14 protein-coding genes and 1 pseudogene are annotated in these 17307 nt (G+C 35.5%); 10 read left to right on the top strand and 5 right to left on the bottom strand.

Annotated elements, in window-relative coordinates:
- Positions 1-269: 269 nt before the first annotated feature.
- The gene (locus C4E06_RS17570; RefSeq protein WP_107669229.1) at positions 270-1037 is read left to right on the top strand and encodes a cyclopropane-fatty-acyl-phospholipid synthase family protein; all 768 of its coding nucleotides are present in this window, start codon (positions 270-272) and stop codon (positions 1035-1037) included.
- Positions 1038-1091: 54 nt separating this feature from the next.
- On the top strand, positions 1092-1871 hold the full coding sequence (locus C4E06_RS29620; protein WP_107669228.1) for a globin domain-containing protein: 780 nt from the start codon (positions 1092-1094) through the stop codon (positions 1869-1871).
- A gap of 7 nt (positions 1872-1878) precedes the next feature.
- Here C4E06_RS29620 and C4E06_RS17560 read toward each other — a convergent pair whose 3' ends face one another.
- The 3 genes from C4E06_RS17560 to C4E06_RS17550 are packed head-to-tail and all read right to left on the bottom strand — an operon-like array spanning position 1879 to position 3831.
- The gene (locus C4E06_RS17560; RefSeq protein ID WP_107669227.1) at positions 1879-2559 is read right to left on the bottom strand and encodes a dihydrofolate reductase family protein; all 681 of its coding nucleotides are present in this window, start codon (positions 2557-2559) and stop codon (positions 1879-1881) included.
- 25 nt (positions 2560-2584) lie between these two features.
- A complete protein-coding gene (locus C4E06_RS17555; RefSeq protein WP_107669226.1) occupies positions 2585-2821 on the bottom strand; it encodes a (2Fe-2S) ferredoxin domain-containing protein in 237 nt (78 codons plus the stop codon).
- Between the two features lie 35 nt (positions 2822-2856).
- Positions 2857-3831, bottom strand: coding sequence for a cysteine synthase A (locus C4E06_RS17550; RefSeq protein WP_107669225.1), 975 nt, complete (start codon positions 3829-3831; stop codon positions 2857-2859).
- 408 nt (positions 3832-4239) lie between these two features.
- Here C4E06_RS17550 and C4E06_RS17545 point away from each other — a divergent pair, with 408 nt between their 5' ends.
- The 7 genes from C4E06_RS17545 to C4E06_RS17515 all read left to right on the top strand — a co-directional run bounded on the left by C4E06_RS17545 (position 4240) and on the right by C4E06_RS17515 (position 14701).
- Positions 4240-5994 carry a mechanosensitive ion channel family protein gene (locus C4E06_RS17545; protein WP_107669224.1) on the top strand — a complete coding sequence of 585 codons (1755 nt, stop codon included), beginning with the start codon at positions 4240-4242 and terminating at the stop codon, positions 5992-5994.
- Positions 5972-7012 carry a tRNA (adenosine(37)-N6)-threonylcarbamoyltransferase complex transferase subunit TsaD gene (tsaD, locus tag C4E06_RS17540; RefSeq protein ID WP_107669223.1) on the top strand — a complete coding sequence of 347 codons (1041 nt, stop codon included), beginning with the start codon at positions 5972-5974 and terminating at the stop codon, positions 7010-7012. The genes C4E06_RS17545 and tsaD overlap by 23 nt, the downstream gene beginning before the upstream one ends.
- A gap of 303 nt (positions 7013-7315) precedes the next feature.
- A complete protein-coding gene (locus C4E06_RS17535; RefSeq protein WP_107669222.1) occupies positions 7316-8533 on the top strand; it encodes a response regulator in 1218 nt (405 codons plus the stop codon).
- Positions 8534-8584: 51 nt separating this feature from the next.
- Positions 8585-8950, top strand: coding sequence for a PleD family two-component system response regulator (locus tag C4E06_RS17530; RefSeq protein ID WP_107669221.1), 366 nt, complete (start codon positions 8585-8587; stop codon positions 8948-8950).
- A gap of 11 nt (positions 8951-8961) precedes the next feature.
- The gene (locus tag C4E06_RS17525; protein ID WP_107669220.1) at positions 8962-9417 is read left to right on the top strand and encodes a chemotaxis protein CheW; all 456 of its coding nucleotides are present in this window, start codon (positions 8962-8964) and stop codon (positions 9415-9417) included.
- Between the two features lie 38 nt (positions 9418-9455).
- A complete protein-coding gene (locus C4E06_RS17520) occupies positions 9456-12026 on the top strand; it encodes a methyl-accepting chemotaxis protein (RefSeq protein ID WP_107669231.1) in 2571 nt (856 codons plus the stop codon).
- Positions 12027-12067: 41 nt separating this feature from the next.
- The gene (locus C4E06_RS17515; RefSeq protein ID WP_107669219.1) at positions 12068-14701 is read left to right on the top strand and encodes a response regulator; all 2634 of its coding nucleotides are present in this window, start codon (positions 12068-12070) and stop codon (positions 14699-14701) included.
- Here the strand turns inward: C4E06_RS17515 and C4E06_RS17510 are convergent.
- The gene (locus C4E06_RS17510) at positions 14698-15162 is read right to left on the bottom strand and encodes an SRPBCC family protein (RefSeq protein ID WP_107669218.1); all 465 of its coding nucleotides are present in this window, start codon (positions 15160-15162) and stop codon (positions 14698-14700) included. The two genes, C4E06_RS17515 and C4E06_RS17510, sit on opposite strands and share 4 nt — an antisense overlap.
- A gap of 105 nt (positions 15163-15267) precedes the next feature.
- Here C4E06_RS17510 and C4E06_RS17505 point away from each other — a divergent pair.
- Positions 15268-16223 (top strand): annotated as a pseudogene (locus C4E06_RS17505) (alcohol dehydrogenase catalytic domain-containing protein).
- 3 nt (positions 16224-16226) lie between these two features.
- Here C4E06_RS17505 and C4E06_RS17500 read toward each other — a convergent pair.
- On the bottom strand, positions 16227-16733 hold the full coding sequence (locus tag C4E06_RS17500; protein WP_107669217.1) for a hypothetical protein: 507 nt from the start codon (positions 16731-16733) through the stop codon (positions 16227-16229).
- Between the last annotated feature and the right edge of the window lie 574 nt (positions 16734-17307).

Here is a 17307-nt window from a genome sequence, read left to right as displayed (position 1 = left end):
TTCATAGATTTAAAAAGATTTCTGTATATTAAGCTACAAAATTTTTAAGCTTCTCAGTCAAGTTAACGTTTCATAACTTAACGCAGTGGTTTGATGTTTTGAACTGTCTTAAGAAATGTAAATAATTTTTTTAACTCCACTTCGACTAAGCTCAGTGTAAACCTGCTCCCTGCTCCCCTACTCCCCCACTCCCCTGCTTAATATGAGCTACCTCAAAGACGGGACAGAAATTTCATGTCACAGTAAAAGTATCGAGTTGGGAGAAACTCATGACAACTACAGTTAATTTTGCCACCGTCCCCGGTCATCAAGTCTTAGCAACAGCAGGAAAAAAAATATTACGGCCTGGAGGAAAAGCAGCAACCGAACAATTATTGACTTGGGCTAATTTTCAACCAGGAGAAACCCTATTAGAGTTAGCGGCAAGCTTTGGGGAAAGTGCCATAGAAATCGCCAAAAAATACAAAGTCCGCGTGGTAGGAATGGAGAAAAATCCAGATAGCGTGGCTAAAGCGAGGGAAAATATTAAAGCTGCGGGATTATCAGACCAAATCACCATTATTGAAGGAGACATTTTTCACTTAGATGAGATGACAGACAAGTTTGATTATGTCTTAGCTGAAGCCATACTGACGATGCAGTCAGATGTGGGAAAAGCTAAAATATTATCAGGGGTTAAAAACTGTCTCAAACCCGGGGGAAAATTTCTTTCCCATGAAATGCTTGTCCGGGATAATGCCGAACAAGTGCGTAAAAGCTTATCTGAATCGATTCGAGTCAACGCTAATCCTTTAACGGTTTCCCAGTGGTCAAACCTTTGTCGGGATGCAGGTTTAACCCTACAGCAACAGCAAACCGGAAACATGGGATTACTGAATCTCAATCAAATGATTAACGATGAAGGTTTATTTGGAACCGTCAAAATTATCTGGAATGTTTTAACTAAACCCAATCTCCGTCACAGAGTCCTACAGATGCGTCGTAGCTTTCAACAACAGGGAAAAAATCTCGGTTATATCGTTTTTATTAGTCAGTAGAGATGGAATAGATCGAGTGTAATTGATAAACAACAAAAAACAAAGGAGAAAATTATGACAGTCGCGACAGCTAACCATTCTTTTAACGCTACATTACAGGATTTAATTGAATATCCTGCCCAAGGTATCAACAGTAAAGTGTTACTCAAGGATAACAACAGTCAATATAGTTTATTTTGCTTAGCAGCAGGGACAGAGATTGATGAACATACTTCTACTCGTAATGCGGTTATAACCGTCATAGAAGGTAAGGGAAATCTCAATTTAGAGGGAAAAGAGATTGCATTGACCCCAGGAGTCTTTATATTTATGGCGGCTAATGCGCCTCATGCGGTGCAAGCACAAGAAAACTTGTCTTTTACTCTAGCTTTATCTGAACATCTGCCACCTAAACAAGGAGTAAGTCAAAAAACGATTGATATTGTTAAATCCACCGCTCCTGTAATTAAACAACACGGTCAAAAAATTACGACTCGGATGTACGAAATTATGTTTGACACTCATCCGGAAGTGAAGGCACAGTTTGATATGTCGGCACAGGCCAATGGAACACAACCGGCTAAACTGGCGACGGCCGTTTATAGTTACGCTACCCATATCGATGATTTAGAATCTTTAAAAGCAATGGTCGATAAAATTGCTCATCGTCACGTACAAACCCATGTTTTACCGGAACAGTATCCGATAGTGGGAGAATGCTTGTTACAGGCTATTAAGGATGTGTTGGGAGAGGCAGCAACAGAAGAAGTGATGACAGCTTGGGCCAAAGCCTACCAAGTCTTGGCTGAGGTGTTTATTAATCGAGAACAACAAATCTATCAAAATGTTTCTTAAAATGTTGCTAGATGGATAATACTTTGTAGTGTAAAAAGATTTCTTGTTCTATTTGTTCTAAGCTTAATAATTCTAATTTTTGAGCATGAGAAGACAGAAACCCCATCCCTTCTACTGGGGTGGGTGCGGTTTTTCCCCCTAAGAGATAAGGACAAATGGTTAACCAGAATTCATCAATTAAATTCTGCTCTAAACAATTAGCAACCAGTTTCCCACCGCCGATAATGGCCAGATGATTTAATCCTAGTTCTTTTAACGTTTTAAAGGCTTCAACTAAGTTGATTGTTCCGACTTCTATTTCAGCACAGGTCAAAACTTTTTCAAATTGTGAAGTCTTATTATCTGCACCTTTTTTTGTCGTCATTAACCAATGGGGAACCGGTTGAGAAAAAAAGCGTAAATTATCAGCAATTTTTCCAGACGCGGAAACCACAATATGAACAGGTTGACTGGGTTTATTATTGTCTTTTCGATTGGCTAATAATTCGGCATCTTTGACCATTTTAGTCGTTCCAAACGCTCTTAAGGTTCCTGCACCAAATAAAACCCCATCCACTAAAGAAATTTGTTTTTCTAGATGGTTTTGATCAATATCTGAGCTAAATCTAGCTGCATTACCTTGAAAATCAGCAATTTTTCCATCGGCCGTCATCGCTAAAATGACGGTTGTTTTGGGTCTATTTTCCATCTGTATTTATAAGTGATAGATTTAATTAATTTTTATTAGTTAAAAAGAGAACTGAGACATCTTTTTCTGAAACCCGTTGATATATTTTTTTGTCGGGTAATATAACAATATTCGGCCCGTTTCCACATTGTCCCAAACAACCACAAGGGGTAATTTGGACATCTGGAGGGGTTTGAGACTCGAAGGCCGTTAATAGTTGTTTTGAACCATCTTTACGACAACAACGGCCTTGACAGACTAAAATCCTGCGCTCTGTTGACATTTGAGTGAAGTTAGGTAACGACAATTAATTGACCATCAACTAACAGACAACCCCTTAGAAGCTAACCATTCTTTATCATAAATACGAGACTGATAACGGGACCCACCATCACATAAAACCGTGACAATGGTATGGCCCGGCCCCATTTCTTTGGCTAAAGCAACGGCCGCGCCCACATTAATCCCAACAGACCCCCCCATAAATAAGCCATCTTGGTACAATAACTGATAAATTACCCGTAATGCCTCATGATCGTCGATTTGAATGGCATCATCAATGGGAACCCCTTCCATATTGGCTGTAATGCGACTATTGCCTATCCCTTCGGTTATAGAACTGCCTTCAGGGTTAATTTCTCCGGTTTTGACATAGCTATATAAGCCACTTCCCATGGGGTCCGCGACAATACATTTAATATCAGGGTTTTTCTCTTTAAAAAATAATGCCCCACCTGCGTAGGTTCCGCCGGTTCCTGTGGCCGATACCCAAGCATCCACTTTTCCGTCGGTTTGTTGCCAAATTTCAGGGCCGGTGGTTTCATAATGGGCCTGTCGGTTAGCTAAATTATCGAATTGATTGGCCCAGATAGCATTGTCTAATTCTTCGGCCACTCTTCCTGAGACTTTAACATAATTATTAGGATCTTTGTAGGGAACGGCAGGAACGGTGCGAACTTCGGCCCCCAAGGTTCTCAAGAGGTCTATTTTTTCTTGAGACTGGGTTTCGGGGATAATAATCAGGCATTTGTAACCTTTGGCATTACAAATATGTGCCAATCCGATGCCTGTGTTGCCGGCGGTTCCTTCGACGACAGTTCCCCCCGGTTTGAGCAGTCCTTTTTCTTCTGCGTCTTTGATAATGTATAAAGCAGCCCTATCTTTTACAGAACCCCCAGGATTAAGGAATTCTGCCTTGCCTAATATATTACAGCCTGTTTCTTCACTAAAGCTTTTGAGTCGAATGAGGGGTGTATTGCCAACAGTACCAACAAAGCCTTCTTTAATATCCATAGTTTAGGGTAATTCGATGGGCAGGTGCATTCCCCACATAACATAGGGGGGTTGAATGGGTTGTATTTGGTGTATTGGTCACCAAAGATTGATCAACTCTTCTAATTTTATCGCAAAATGTCGACCTCATAGCAGTTTTCAATTAGGTGTATCAATATTTTAGTTATATGAAATCCCCTTAATTACTCATCATCTTAATATTTAATCTCTGCAAAGGAAAACTGCTCTTAGTAAAAATAGTGTAATAATAGATAAGATTGTTTTCTTGTATTGCTCGATACAAACCTCCTCAAAGAAGTTTAACCAATGATAATAAAAAAACTTTGTTCATCAGTTATGATCTGAATAACCCTTTAACTAACCCATAGAAATGTTAGCCAATTTTTAACGGATTTTGATTAAGTTTATATGTCTTATTGGAGCAAAAAACGAAATTTCTTAACCACTTTAGTTGCTTGGAGTTTAACCCTTTTAGTTGCTTTGGGTTTTGTTGGTTTAGTCAGTCCCATTTTAGGTCAAGAAAAACCAACCGCCCCCATTATTTTAGAAGGAAACACCCTGTTTTATGTGAGTGAGTCAGGACAATATACCGCACAACAACGGGCAGAAAAAGCGAATAATACCTTAGACAAAATAATAGAACAAAATGAAGAGCCTATTGCAGTTGAAATTAATAAAGATCAAGAAGTTCCTGTTATTACCATTAATGATAGTTATTTCTTATCGGTAACCTCTAATGATGTTCCCGTGGGAAAAAACTTAGAAGAAGAAGCAGAAGCTTGGAAAAATACTTTAATTAGGGCGATTGAAAAAGCCAAATCAGAAAGAACGGTGCAGTATTATATTAAAGCCATTGTTATTGCGATCGCTATTCTTTTCTTAGCTTTTATTTTATCTTGGAAATTGGGAGGGGTTTGGCAGCGTTGGTTAAAACCGCTCACCACACAAAAAACTGATTCTAATCCCCTTATTTCCACTACTTCTAATCAACCTTTAACAGGCATCCCTAGTGAATCTTCTTTTAATTTTCAGTTGGTGGGATTGTTAGTTTTATTAACGGTTATTCGTGCCATCATTTGGATTGTTGCCCTAGGTTATATTAGTCGTTTATTTCCTCAAACTCGTCAATGGAATGATTTCGTTATCGATATTTTAAAAGTTAGTTTAATTACCGATGTTTTTCCTTTAGGAAATCAAAGATATTCGGTGCTTGACTTTTTTATTTTAATTGGTTTATTGGCGGGGGTTATCACCCTAACTCGTACGGTTAGCCGTGTCCTAAAATCTAAGTTATTAAGTGCCACGGGACTCAATCGTGCGGTGCAAGATACCACTGCTTTAATTGTTAACTATACCCTGATATTTTTAGGAACTATTGTTGTTCTACAAGTGTGGGGATTAGACTTAAGTTCTTTAACGGTTTTTGCCAGTGTTTTAGGGGTAGGAATTGGTTTAGGACTGCAAGGAATTGCGAAAGAATTTGTCAGTGGATTAGTGTTGATTTTTGAGCGTCCCATACAAGTTGGAGATTTTGTTGAAGTGGATGAATTGATGGGAACCGTAGAAAGAATTAGCGTCAGAAGTACAGAAATCAGAACACTGGATCAAATTTCTGTTATTTTACCCAATTCTCGTTTTTTGGAATCAGAAGTAATTAATTGGAGTCATTCTAGTCCCATTTCTCGCTTAAAAATTCCTGTGGGCGTTGCCTATGGTTCTAATTTAGAAGCGGTGAGAAAAGTTTTAATTGATACAGCTAAAAATCACCGAGATATTTTATCCATACCATCCCCTCAAGTCTTTTTTTCGGAGTTTGGTGATAGTTCTTTAAATTTTAATTTGTTAGTTTGGATTAGTAAACCTTATAAACAATTTCAAATTAAAAGTGATTTGTACTTCAAAATTGATAGTAAATTTAGAGAAGAAGGAATTGAAATTCCTTTTCCTCAAAGAGATTTACATTTTCGTTCTAGTGATTTACCCTCACAAAGTCTTTCTCCTGAACTGATTAATTCTTTAACAACTTTATCGAATAGTTTAGCCCTGTGGCTTGACACCAATTCCACTCATCATACTATTCAAGATAAAAATAACGAGATACAATCAAAAAAGATCACAAAAAAAGACAGTTCACAAGCTTATGACAACGATACTAGGGATTGAAACCAGTTGCGATGAAACTGCGGTAGCTATTGTTAATAATCAAACAATTTGTAGTAGTGTTGTCGCTTCCCAAATTGACCTACATAAACGTTATGGCGGTGTGGTTCCTGAAGAAGCTTCCCGTCAACATCTTTTGACCATTAATCCTTGTATTGAAGAAGCCTTAACAACAGCAAACTTGACCTGGAATGATATCGATGGTATTGCTGCTACCGTTGCACCGGGATTAATTGGGGCATTAATGGTAGGAGAAACAGCAGCGAAAACTTTAGCGATGATTCATCAAAAACCCTTCTTAGGAATTCATCATTTAGAAGGTCATATTTATGCCACTTATCTCAGTGAACCTAATTGGAAACCGCCTTTTTTATGTTTATTAGTCTCAGGGGGTCACACCAGTCTGATTCATGTTAAAGATTGTGGTATTTATGAACAATTAGGAACTACTCGCGATGATGCAGCCGGGGAAGCGTTTGACAAAGTAGCCAGATTATTAAACTTAGGCTATCCGGGGGGTCCTATTATTGATAAATTAGCCCATCAAGGCAACCCGAAACGATTTGCTTTACCAGAGGGAAAAGTATCCTTACCCCAGGGGGGTTATCATCCTTATGATTCGAGTTTTAGTGGCTTAAAAACAGCCGTTTTACGATTAGTCGAAAAACTCAAACAAGAAAATAACGAACCTTTACCCATTGCTGATTTAGCGGCTAGTTTTCAAGAAACGGTTGCTCGTTCTTTAACTAAAAAAACCATTACCTGCGCTCTCGATTATAACATTAGTCATATTGCTGTGGGGGGTGGTGTGGCTGCTAATAGTGGACTGAGAAAACAGCTTCAAGAAGCAGCGACAAAACACAATTTAACTGTCCATTTTCCCCCTCTAAAACTTTGTACAGATAACGCCGCCATGATTGCTTGTGCTGCTGGTGAACACCTAAAAAAAGGTCATATTTCTTCATGGAACTTAGGGGTACAATCTCGTTTACCAATTACGGAAGTTATGACACTTTATTGATTATTTTATAACTCATTGCTTCTTGTAAAGTGAAGAAGATTATCTACATAAATTAGCTGGACTTGAATCTTCCTTTTAAGGTTAAGTATTCATTAATAATAAATTAAGTAAAACTTAAGTAACAAAACCTTGAAAATATCTACTATTTTGAACATATTTATCTAGTTTTGTCAATTAGCATATGTCACTAAAAGACAAATTTTATTCACGTGAATTTACCGAATTTTCATGAGGTAGGCACTCGATAAATATTCTTATATTATAGGTAAGTTATTAGTTGTTCTCTAACATTTTTTTATAACGATGCCAGAAAAAATTCCGAAAACAGTTCATCATTTATGTAATCTGATGACTCAACATAATCCTTCAGGATGTCTCAAAGTAACAGACTCTAGACATAAATTTATCAGTTGGGAATTATATTATCAAGATAATTATATTTATTATATCACCACCAATGTAGGACAAAAAGAAAGATTAAGTTGTTTATGTAAATATTTGATTCCAAAATTTTCACCCCCTACATTACTTTTTAATATTGGGGACTATGAATCTATGACTAGCTGGTGGGAGTCAAAAAATTTACCTTTGTCTCAATTAAAAAGACTACTTTTTCAATTAACTGAGGAAGGTTTATCTCATATTTTAACCATAGAAAACCCTCTTATTGAATTTTCATCTAATCAGCAAATTCTCTCACCCATTACTAAATTTTCTCGGGAAGATATTCTGAATACTGCTTATGTCAAAAGTACAGTCTGGAAAAACGTTTCATCCCATTATCTTAGTCCATTTCATCGACTCTATTTAGATTCGAGTAAAACTTATCACTTCTATCAATTCTGGAAGTCTCAAAAAAATTTAGATCAAACACAAGTTCCTAGAATCTCTTTTTGGTTATTAAATTTAGCTCAAAAAAAATCCATTTATCAATTGTCTCAAGAAAGGGGGATTTTACCCTTAACTTTTATCGCAGATTTTCAATATCTTTTACAATCTAATATTATTGATATTCTTCCTTTTGTCGATAATGTTACTGAGGTAAATAGTCAAAATACGATTACATCTGAAAGGAAAGAAAGAAAATTATCTTCTATAAGTTCGCCTATTATTGCTTGCATTGATGATAGTCGCGCTGTTCAAAAACATATCCAGAAAACATTAGAAATTATCGGATATCAAACCTTGAGTTTAACTGACCCCACTTTATGTTTAACGACTTTAGCAAGATATGAACCCAAAGTAATATTAATGGATATTAATATGCCTCAAATTAACGGTTATGAACTTTGTAGAATATTACAAAAGTCTAGTAAGTTAAGAAACATTCCCATTGTAATGTTAACCGGAAGAGATGGATTAGTTGATAAATTTAGAGCAAAAATGCTAGGGGTTGAACATTATTTAACGAAACCATGCCAACCCCAAGAACTTCTAAAAATCATTAAACAATTAACCTTAAACCAAACAGCTAACTCATTAGAAGACTCTCAGGTAATATCGACTCCATTTAATCACTAATCAACTCAAAGCATCAACTCTCAAAAACACTTTTTTCATAAAGATAGTCCCATGAAAACAATTTTAGTTGTAGAAGATACTAACGCTGAAAGACAATTGATTTCTGCTTTATTAACCCATGCAGGTTTTATAACAGCAAATGTTTCTAGTGCAAAATTAGCATGGCAATGGCTAGAAAATAATCACTTTCCTGACTTGATTCTTTTAGATATTATCATGCCTGAAGAAACCGGATTAGAACTATGTAGAAAAATTAGATCAAATCCTCAATGGCGGCATATTCCTATTGTTTTTTGTAGTTCAAAATCAGAAGAATTTGATCGTTTTTGGGCATTACGTCAAGGGGGTAATGATTATATTTCTAAACCTTTCGCTCCTCAACAGTTAATTCAAGCTGTTTCTCGTTATCTTTCTTGATAAAAACTATTATGAAAAAAGACTATTTTGGAATCGAATTATCTAAATCTATCCACTTAGCTTTACCCCTAGAAAACATGGGAACCGTGATACAAATTACTCCAGAAAATATCTGTTTAATTCCTGGTGTTTCTAATTACTTATTAGGGGTTACTAATTATCAAGGGGCTTTATTATGGGTTTTAGATACTGATCAATTTTTTCAAATAGACTCGGATTTACTGAACAGAAAAGAAAATTTAACAGCTATTATTGTGAAATCCTCTGTTTCAGGAAAAACAAAAAAAGTTGCTTTAGTGGTTAAAAAAATAGAAGGTGTTCTGAACATAAAAACTCAATCAGACAATATTGCTTCTAATTATTTTGCATCACAATTTAAACACTGTTTAGATAAAGTTGTAAAAAAAGATAATACTGTTTTTGGTATTTTAAACACAGAAACTATTTTTAAAACTATCAATAAATAGTAAAAAAGTTGCTCATCTTATCAATAATGGATAAAAAAATGTTAGATTTTAATGATAATTCTTTATCTTCTCAAGACCCTAATCAGGAAAATTCTTATGAGCATTCAATGGTTGAAAATACTGATGGTAATGCTTGTTTAAATTTAATATTACAAGCCAGTAATTTAGAAAAATCGGGTAATATTAATCAGGCAATTTCTCTTTATCAGCAGGTGATTGAACTTGATAGAGAAGGAACCTATAAAGGGATTGCCCAAAAAGCTTTATCTACCCTTGAAACCACTTCTAACGATGCTAATCTTGATGAACACAAAATAACATCAACTATCACTAATAATTTAGTTGAGTCCCTTCCTTTACATCAAAAATTACTGAAACAATTTTATGATTTACCCATTCAAACGAAACAATTAGGGGTTTTATTAACTTCAGAAATTGGGTCGATTTTAACTTTAGTGGGTGTTGGGGCAGTTTTAATTATTAGTAATGGGCGATTTCAATTAGTAAATCAAGCAAAATCAGAGTTAAAAGTTGCCGAAATTAATTATAACTCGAAAATCGAACAGATGGAAATGACTTTTGATAGTCAAGCCAATAATTTAGGTATTATTGAAGCAGCAGAAACCAAAAAAGCAACTGGGGAAGTTTTAACGACTTTAGCCAATGAAATTCATAAACAAAAAATAGAATTTGCTACGTTAGTTGATAAAGATGGAATTACCATTGCTACAGGAAATATTAAAGTAAATCAACTTGTATTTAATCCTTATGGCTTAGTTACAAAAACCCTTAAAACTGGTGAAAAAAGTAACTTTACTGAAATAATTCCTTACGATGAGTTAGCCCAAGAAAATAGTTTCGCTGCGAAAATGTTAGCCCGAGACATGAATATTAAATCTGACAGTAAACCTAATTTTTTGATTCGTTATACTATCACCCCAGTTCGTAACGGAAAAGCCGAAATTGTAGGAGCTTTAATCTCTGGAGATGTGGTTAAGCCTCCCGTGGTTAATAATACATTAAAAGCCTTTAATAATGGTTATAGCGCAGTTTATTTATATGATAATCAAGGTAACTTTAGTTTAGCCACTTCTCAATTACTTAATGCCAATGGAATTCTCAAAGAAAACCCAACTCTTCCCAATAATAAATTATTACAAAAAGCCATTGACGCTAATGGAAACGTAATTACAGGAGTTGTCAATATCAAAAATAATCCTTATACAGTAGCAGCCAAAGCATTATTTAATTTTGAAAATAAACCCATCGGTGTTTTATTAAGAGGAACCCCCCATCATGCTTTAAATACATTAATGTTACAAAGTTTAAGTCTTCAAGGGATGGCTGCATTATTAACGATTGCTGTCAGTATTGTTTTAGCCAAATTACTCGGACAAGCGATTCTTAAACCCCTTAATAAATTAAGAGAAACAACCAGCGAATTTTCTTCAGGAAATCGTCAAGTTAGAGCCGAAAAATTTGCCAATGATGAAATGGGAGAATTAGCCACAAGTTTTAATCTTATGGCTGATAGTATTGTCGCTTCAGAAGCTGAACTTTCCTATTATGCCGAACAACAAGAAAAAGAAGCAGAAAAACAACGACAAGCTAGAGAAAACCTGCAACAAGAAGTGATAAAAATGTTGTTAGATATTGAAGAAGCACAAAAAGGAAATTTAACCGTTGAAGCAGAAGTTACTGACGGGGTTGTGGGGTCCGTTGCTGATGCGTTTAACATGACGATTGGTAGTCTTCGGGGTTTAGTTTCTCAAGTCAAAACAGTCTCCTCTGAGGTCAATGTTTTAGCATTAGAGAAAGAAAAAGAAGTTAAAAATCTCTCCCAAGCAGCCATTAATCAAGCGCAAGAAATTAACCAAGTGTTTGAACGGGTGGCTGATATTAATCAGTCCATTCAAAGTGTCGCTGATTCAACCCAAGAAGTAGCCAATATTTCTAAATTAGCTCGTCAACAAGCAAAAGAAGGGGATATTGCTATGAATCATACGGTTAATAGTATTCAAAAAATTCGTTTTTCAGTGGCAGGAACCGCTAAAAAACTGAAAAAATTAGCAGAATCGTCTCAAGAAATTTCTCAAATTGTTACTATTATTTCTTCAATTTCTGAAAAAACCAATGTGTTAGCTTTTAATGCGTCTATTGAAGCAGCAAGAGCAGGAGAGCATGGGGAAGGGTTTAAAAGTGTTTCTGAAGAAGTTAGTCGTTTAGCCACTAAAGTTACCGAAGCCACTCAAGACATTCAATATTTAGTAGAAACCATACAAGAAGACACTTCTTTAGTGTTAGAAGATATGGAAAATAGTACCGCAGAAGTGGTTACAGGAACCCAGTTAATTCGTCAAACCCAAGAAATTTTACAAGGGTTAGCCCTTACTAGCGAAAACATGGATGATTATTTAGAACAAATTACCCAGAATACAACGGCTCAAACCCATGCGTCTCAACAAATTAATCAGAAAATACATGACGTTGCGCTTATTTCTCAACAGACTTCCTCAGAAGCAGAAAATGTGGTTAACTCTCTTCATACTTTAGTTGAAAAAATGAAGGTTTTACAGATATCTGTCGAGCAGTTTCGTTTACAATCTTAGATTTTTTTGAATTTTTATTAAACTAATAAACTGAGGCAAATATGAAATTTGAATTAGATGATATTACCCTAGCTGAAATGACTAAAGAAGCCCGTCAGTGCTTTTTAGATGAAGATGCCCCTGAGTATATCTTTATCTTAAAAACCGAGATAGAAAAGGGTTATGAAAAAGCTGATTTTACTGAATTACTAAGGGCTGCCCATTCATTAAAAGGAGGAGCCGGAATTGCCCAGTTATCCAGCATTATGGAATTGTCTCATGGGTTTGAAGATGTGTTAGAAATTCTCCAAAAACAGTCTCATTCGCAGAAAAAAGAAGGCTGGAAGTTGTTAGAATGGGCTGTTAAAGAAATTAGTTTGTTGTTACATGAAGCCCAGGGACAAAAAGACATATTTGCTGATGGTAATTTATTAAAAGCTTTAGCTGATTTTTCTACGTTAGCGACACACCAAAACTTAAGGGCTATTTCCCATCAAGATGCTCAAGAAAACCCTTCACTTCAATTAGTCATCCAAAAAGAATTAGAGCGTTGTTTTTCGACGATTGAACCATTATCTTCTGATCATTTACCTAAGAATATAGAAACTATTTTATTTGATTTTTATCAAGAATGTTTATTGTTAGGAGAAACCTTAGAATTGCCTTGGTTAGTTGAGAAAATTGAACCGTTAAAAGATTTATTTCATGAGGTTCCTTCGGCGTATTTGTTAGAAATCATTCAACCATTAATTATTGAATTACGGAAAAAATCTAAAACTTGTTTATCCTCGTCAGAAGTTAAGTTTAAATCATCCCTTAATCAACAAGAAAATAAGATTAATATCAATAATTTTTTCCCTAACTCTCAAGAGGATTTTTCATCATCCTCTAATTTAAGAATTCCTTTAGAACGATTAGAAGTCATAACTAATGAAGTAGAAGAATTGTTAGTAACGAGAGAAAGATTGAGATTAAGACAACAACAATTATCTCAAGTTACTCGAAAAATACGAGACATTTCGCGTCAACTTAATCCCATTCAAGAACAAGTACAAAATTTTTATAATCAATTAGCGATCGCTCCTCTTTCTAATGATATTAACGAATCTTTTGATAATTTAGAATTAGATCACTATACAGAAATTCATAGTAGCTTACAAACCTTTCAAGAATTAATGCTTCAATTTCAAGAAAATTATGCTGACCTTAATTTTATTAATCAAGATATTTCTGATAATTTAGATGTATTTGATAGTAATATTGATGCTCTTTATAGCAATGTCACCCAATGTAGATTAGTTCCCTTTAAAACCATTGCTAACCGATTTTTTCCTCAAATTGAATCCCTTAATAATCGATATGAAAAGTTAGTTGATTTATTAGTTAAAGGGGAAAATGTTTTAATGGACAAAATCCTATTAGAACAATTACAAACCCCCTTATCTCACCTCATTAATAATGCCTTATCTCATGGGATTGAATCACCATCAGAAAGATTATCTAATGGTAAATCTGAACGGGCTAAAATTGAACTAAGTGCCAGCATTGATCATCATCAGTTACAAATAATAGTTAAGGATGATGGACAAGGAATTGATTTATATAAAGTGTATCAAAAAGCCAAACAAAAAGGATTAGTTTCCTCAAAATTAACCTTTGATAAATTATCCCAAGACTCAATTTTAGAATGGATCTTTCATCCTAATTTTTCTACAGTAGAAACTACCAGTGAATTATCAGGAAGGGGAGTGGGTTTAGATATTGTTCGTAATAAAATCCAAAAATTAAGAGGAACCATTAACGTTAATAGTGAAATGAATAAAGGAACGACTTTTATTCTTAATATTCCTCTCAATTTAAACTTTATGTCTCTCTTTTTAATTAAATGGCAACATAATCTTTTTGCCCTTCCTACCTCTAGTGTTTTAGAAACCATTCCCCTATCAGAATTAGTCTGGAATCATCCAGATTTTTCGCAAATAATATGGAGAGATCAATCTATCCCTGTCTTACATTTATCAGAATTATTATCTCATCAAAATCGTTGTGATCTTTCGGTAAAATCTCAAGTTGGTCTTATTTTAGAAGGGGTCTCTTCTCCCTTTTTGGTAATGGTAGATAGTTTGATCAGCGAAGAACAACTATTAGTAAAGTCCTTTGATGAAACCGTTATTGTCCCAAATTACTTATTAGGATGTACCATTTTAGGCAGTGGGGAAATAGTTCCTGTTATTCTCCCTCAAACTTTGGCTATTTTCTCAGAAACTAAATCTAATTTATCAGCTAAAAAACAAAGATTACAATCCTTTAATAAGGGGACAATATTAATAGCAGAAGACTCAGTAGCAACCCGACGGTTACTCGAAAAAATCTTAGACAAAGTAGGGTTTAATGTTATTCTTTGTCGTGATGGACAAGAAGCACTGGAAAAATTAGAACTGCATCAAAGGGGAATTGATCTGATTATTTCAGATATAGAAATGCCTCGTCTCAATGGCTTTGAATTACTAAAAACTATCCGTTCACACTCAGATTTTGCTCATATTCCTGTTATCATGGTTACCTCTCGTACCGGTCAACATCATCGACAAGAAGGAACAACATTAGGAGCTAATGCCTATCTAGGTAAGCCTATTCTAGCAAAAAGTTTACTCAAAACCATTGAATCTTTTTTAACAGTAGAACGATCTAATTAACTACTACATTCTAATTGATAAATCTCTTCTGCCACCCGTTTTAATCGTCTTAATTGTGCTTTCATATCTTTTTTAGTCCAAGCAGCAGCAAATTGATTAAACCCCCAACTCACTAAAGGATTAGGAATTTCAAACTCAAAACGATTAATTAATTTTGTTCCTTTGTGAATGGGTTGACATTCCCAGCGATCGCGTCCTTTAAAAAAGCCAGTAAATTGCCAAACAATTAACCCAGGTTCCCGTTCAACCACATGACTAATTAACGTTGGATTAATGGGAGGAATTTTAATAATAAAACGACTTCTTCCCCCAATGTCTGTATTCCATTCTCGAATGGGTTCACACTTTAACGCCGGGTTTAACCAACGGTGCATTAATTCTAAATCGGTAATGCAACGTTCAACCATAGTTGAACTTGCTTTAATTAAAATGGTCTGTTCAAAAATTTGGGGTGAGGTCATAAGTAAAGTAAACTTGAAAAAAAATCAGTTATTAAATAACCCTTTGTTGATTGTGTGCTGTTCCATTGTACCATCACAATATGAGACCCCTTAAAATAGAGAATTATGAAAGGACTTTGGTTAGAAAATCAACAATTACAATTAAAAACCGATTTACCCATTCCTGAACCCAATAAAGATGAAGCGTTAGTCAAAGTCTTACAAGCTGGTATTTGTAACACTGATTTAGAATTATTACGGGGTTATTATCCCTATCAAGGGGTTTTAGGCCACGAATTTGTCGGTGTGGTTGAACAGGGTCCCCAACATCTCATTAATCAAAGGGTTGTCGGGGAAATTAACGCCGTTTGTGGTCACTGTCGTTTTTGTCAGGGGGTTCTCCTACCCATTGCGAAAATCGTAGTGTTTTAGGCATTGTCAACCGTAATGGGGCGTTTGCGGATTATTTAACCCTACCCATTGACAATTTACACCGAGTGCCTGATAACGTCAATAACGATGTGGCCACCTTTACTGAACCTTTGGCCGCTGCTTTGGAAATTCAACAACAGATAACTATTAATGACAATCATCGGGTGTTAGTGGTGGGAGATGGTAAATTAGGTCAATTAGTTGCTCAAACCTTAGCCTTGACTGGGTGTGATTTATGGGTAATTGGTCGTCACCGAGAAAAATTAGCCAATCTGGCTGCGAGAGGGATTCAAACAGGGTTAGAAACAGAGCTAACACCGAGAAGTTTTGATATTGCCGTCGAATGTACTGGAAATCCTCAAGGGTTTGATCTCGCTCGACGTTCACTTTATCCCCGTGGAATTTTAGTTTTAAAAAGTACCTATGCAGGAAAATTAACCCTAGATGCTTCAGCATTAGTGGTAGATGAAATCACTGTTATGGGTTCCCGTTGCGGTCCGTTTGCTCCCGCTTTACAATTATTAGAACAAGAACAAGTGGACGTTAAGCCTTTAATACATGGGCGTTATCCCCTAAATAAAGGACTTGAAGCCTTTGAAACCGCACAAAAACGAGGCATTTTGAAAGTTTTAGTTGAGATTAATCAGTAATTTCTATGAGGAACAAGTGTCAAGAATTTTTTGATCACTCAAACTAATCTCATCCAGACGATAAAACCCCTGTAGACCAACATGAGGCCATTGACCATTACTCGCCACTGTAGAAGGAACTTGCAAAGCCACCGAGTAATCGTGATGAGTGCCATCATAGGGGTCAACCACAGACATTCTCATTTGATTGCCCTCAAAGGTTCCTGTAAAGCAATTAAACTCTGAATGTGGCATATATAAAGCCCCCTTAATTTCCCCCTGATGGACTTGAAACACCATATATTCTTGTCCAATTTCATCGGCTTGAGGGGAACTGCCATATAGATAAGTCCCGTTAGGTAGCTGATTTCTGGTTACCGTTTGTGTTACTAATTCTTTTTGATTTCCATCGATCTCTTTATCACTGGCAAGCACTGATTGACTGTTGAAAATACCTAAACCAGAAATGACACTCAATGACAATAAAGAAAGAGGCGTTAGTATGGATAAAAATGATTGATTAAATAACATAATTTTGTCTCTTAAAAATCCCTAAACTGCTAGTTTATTTATCTTGACTATAGCTGCCAAAAAACAGAACGACATCACCCAAAAAGGCGATTTTTTCTAATAGATGAGCTTACTTAATAAGAAAAGAAGCTGACTAATGAGTTGATTCAACATACTATTCTTATGTTTAATTTATGCTTATATAAAAGCTTATTTAAAAGTCAGAAATAATGAGCGATTACTCTTATATAAGCTCCTCTGTTCTCCTAGAACTTTTACATTAATTCGGATGTACAGAAGTCTCACAATCGTCCTCACCACTATCTTCATTGTGCAATCACTTTTTGAGAGTCGTCAAGAATTTTCTTAAGTTTTAAGAAGTGGGAGAGCCTTTAACTGGATCTTTACCTGGTGAGTCCTATAAATACTATGATTCATGACTGAATGGAAATTGATTTTTTGATCCCTTGCGTTTAGTTCTTTCGTATTCATCGAGAAGATTAAGTTCAAGTTGTTGCGTTTTCTCAAGTTATTTTGCGAGGGGATCATCTCAGCCTGTATTCTAGATATATGGCACGATCGCAAGCATTTTATC

The sequence above is a fragment of the Cyanothece sp. BG0011 genome, assembly GCF_003013815.1.
Lineage (GTDB): Bacteria > Cyanobacteriota > Cyanobacteriia > Cyanobacteriales > Microcystaceae > Crocosphaera.
The sequence above is the reverse complement of the archived record's forward strand: the minus strand, read 5'-3'. Positions and strand labels throughout refer to the sequence as shown.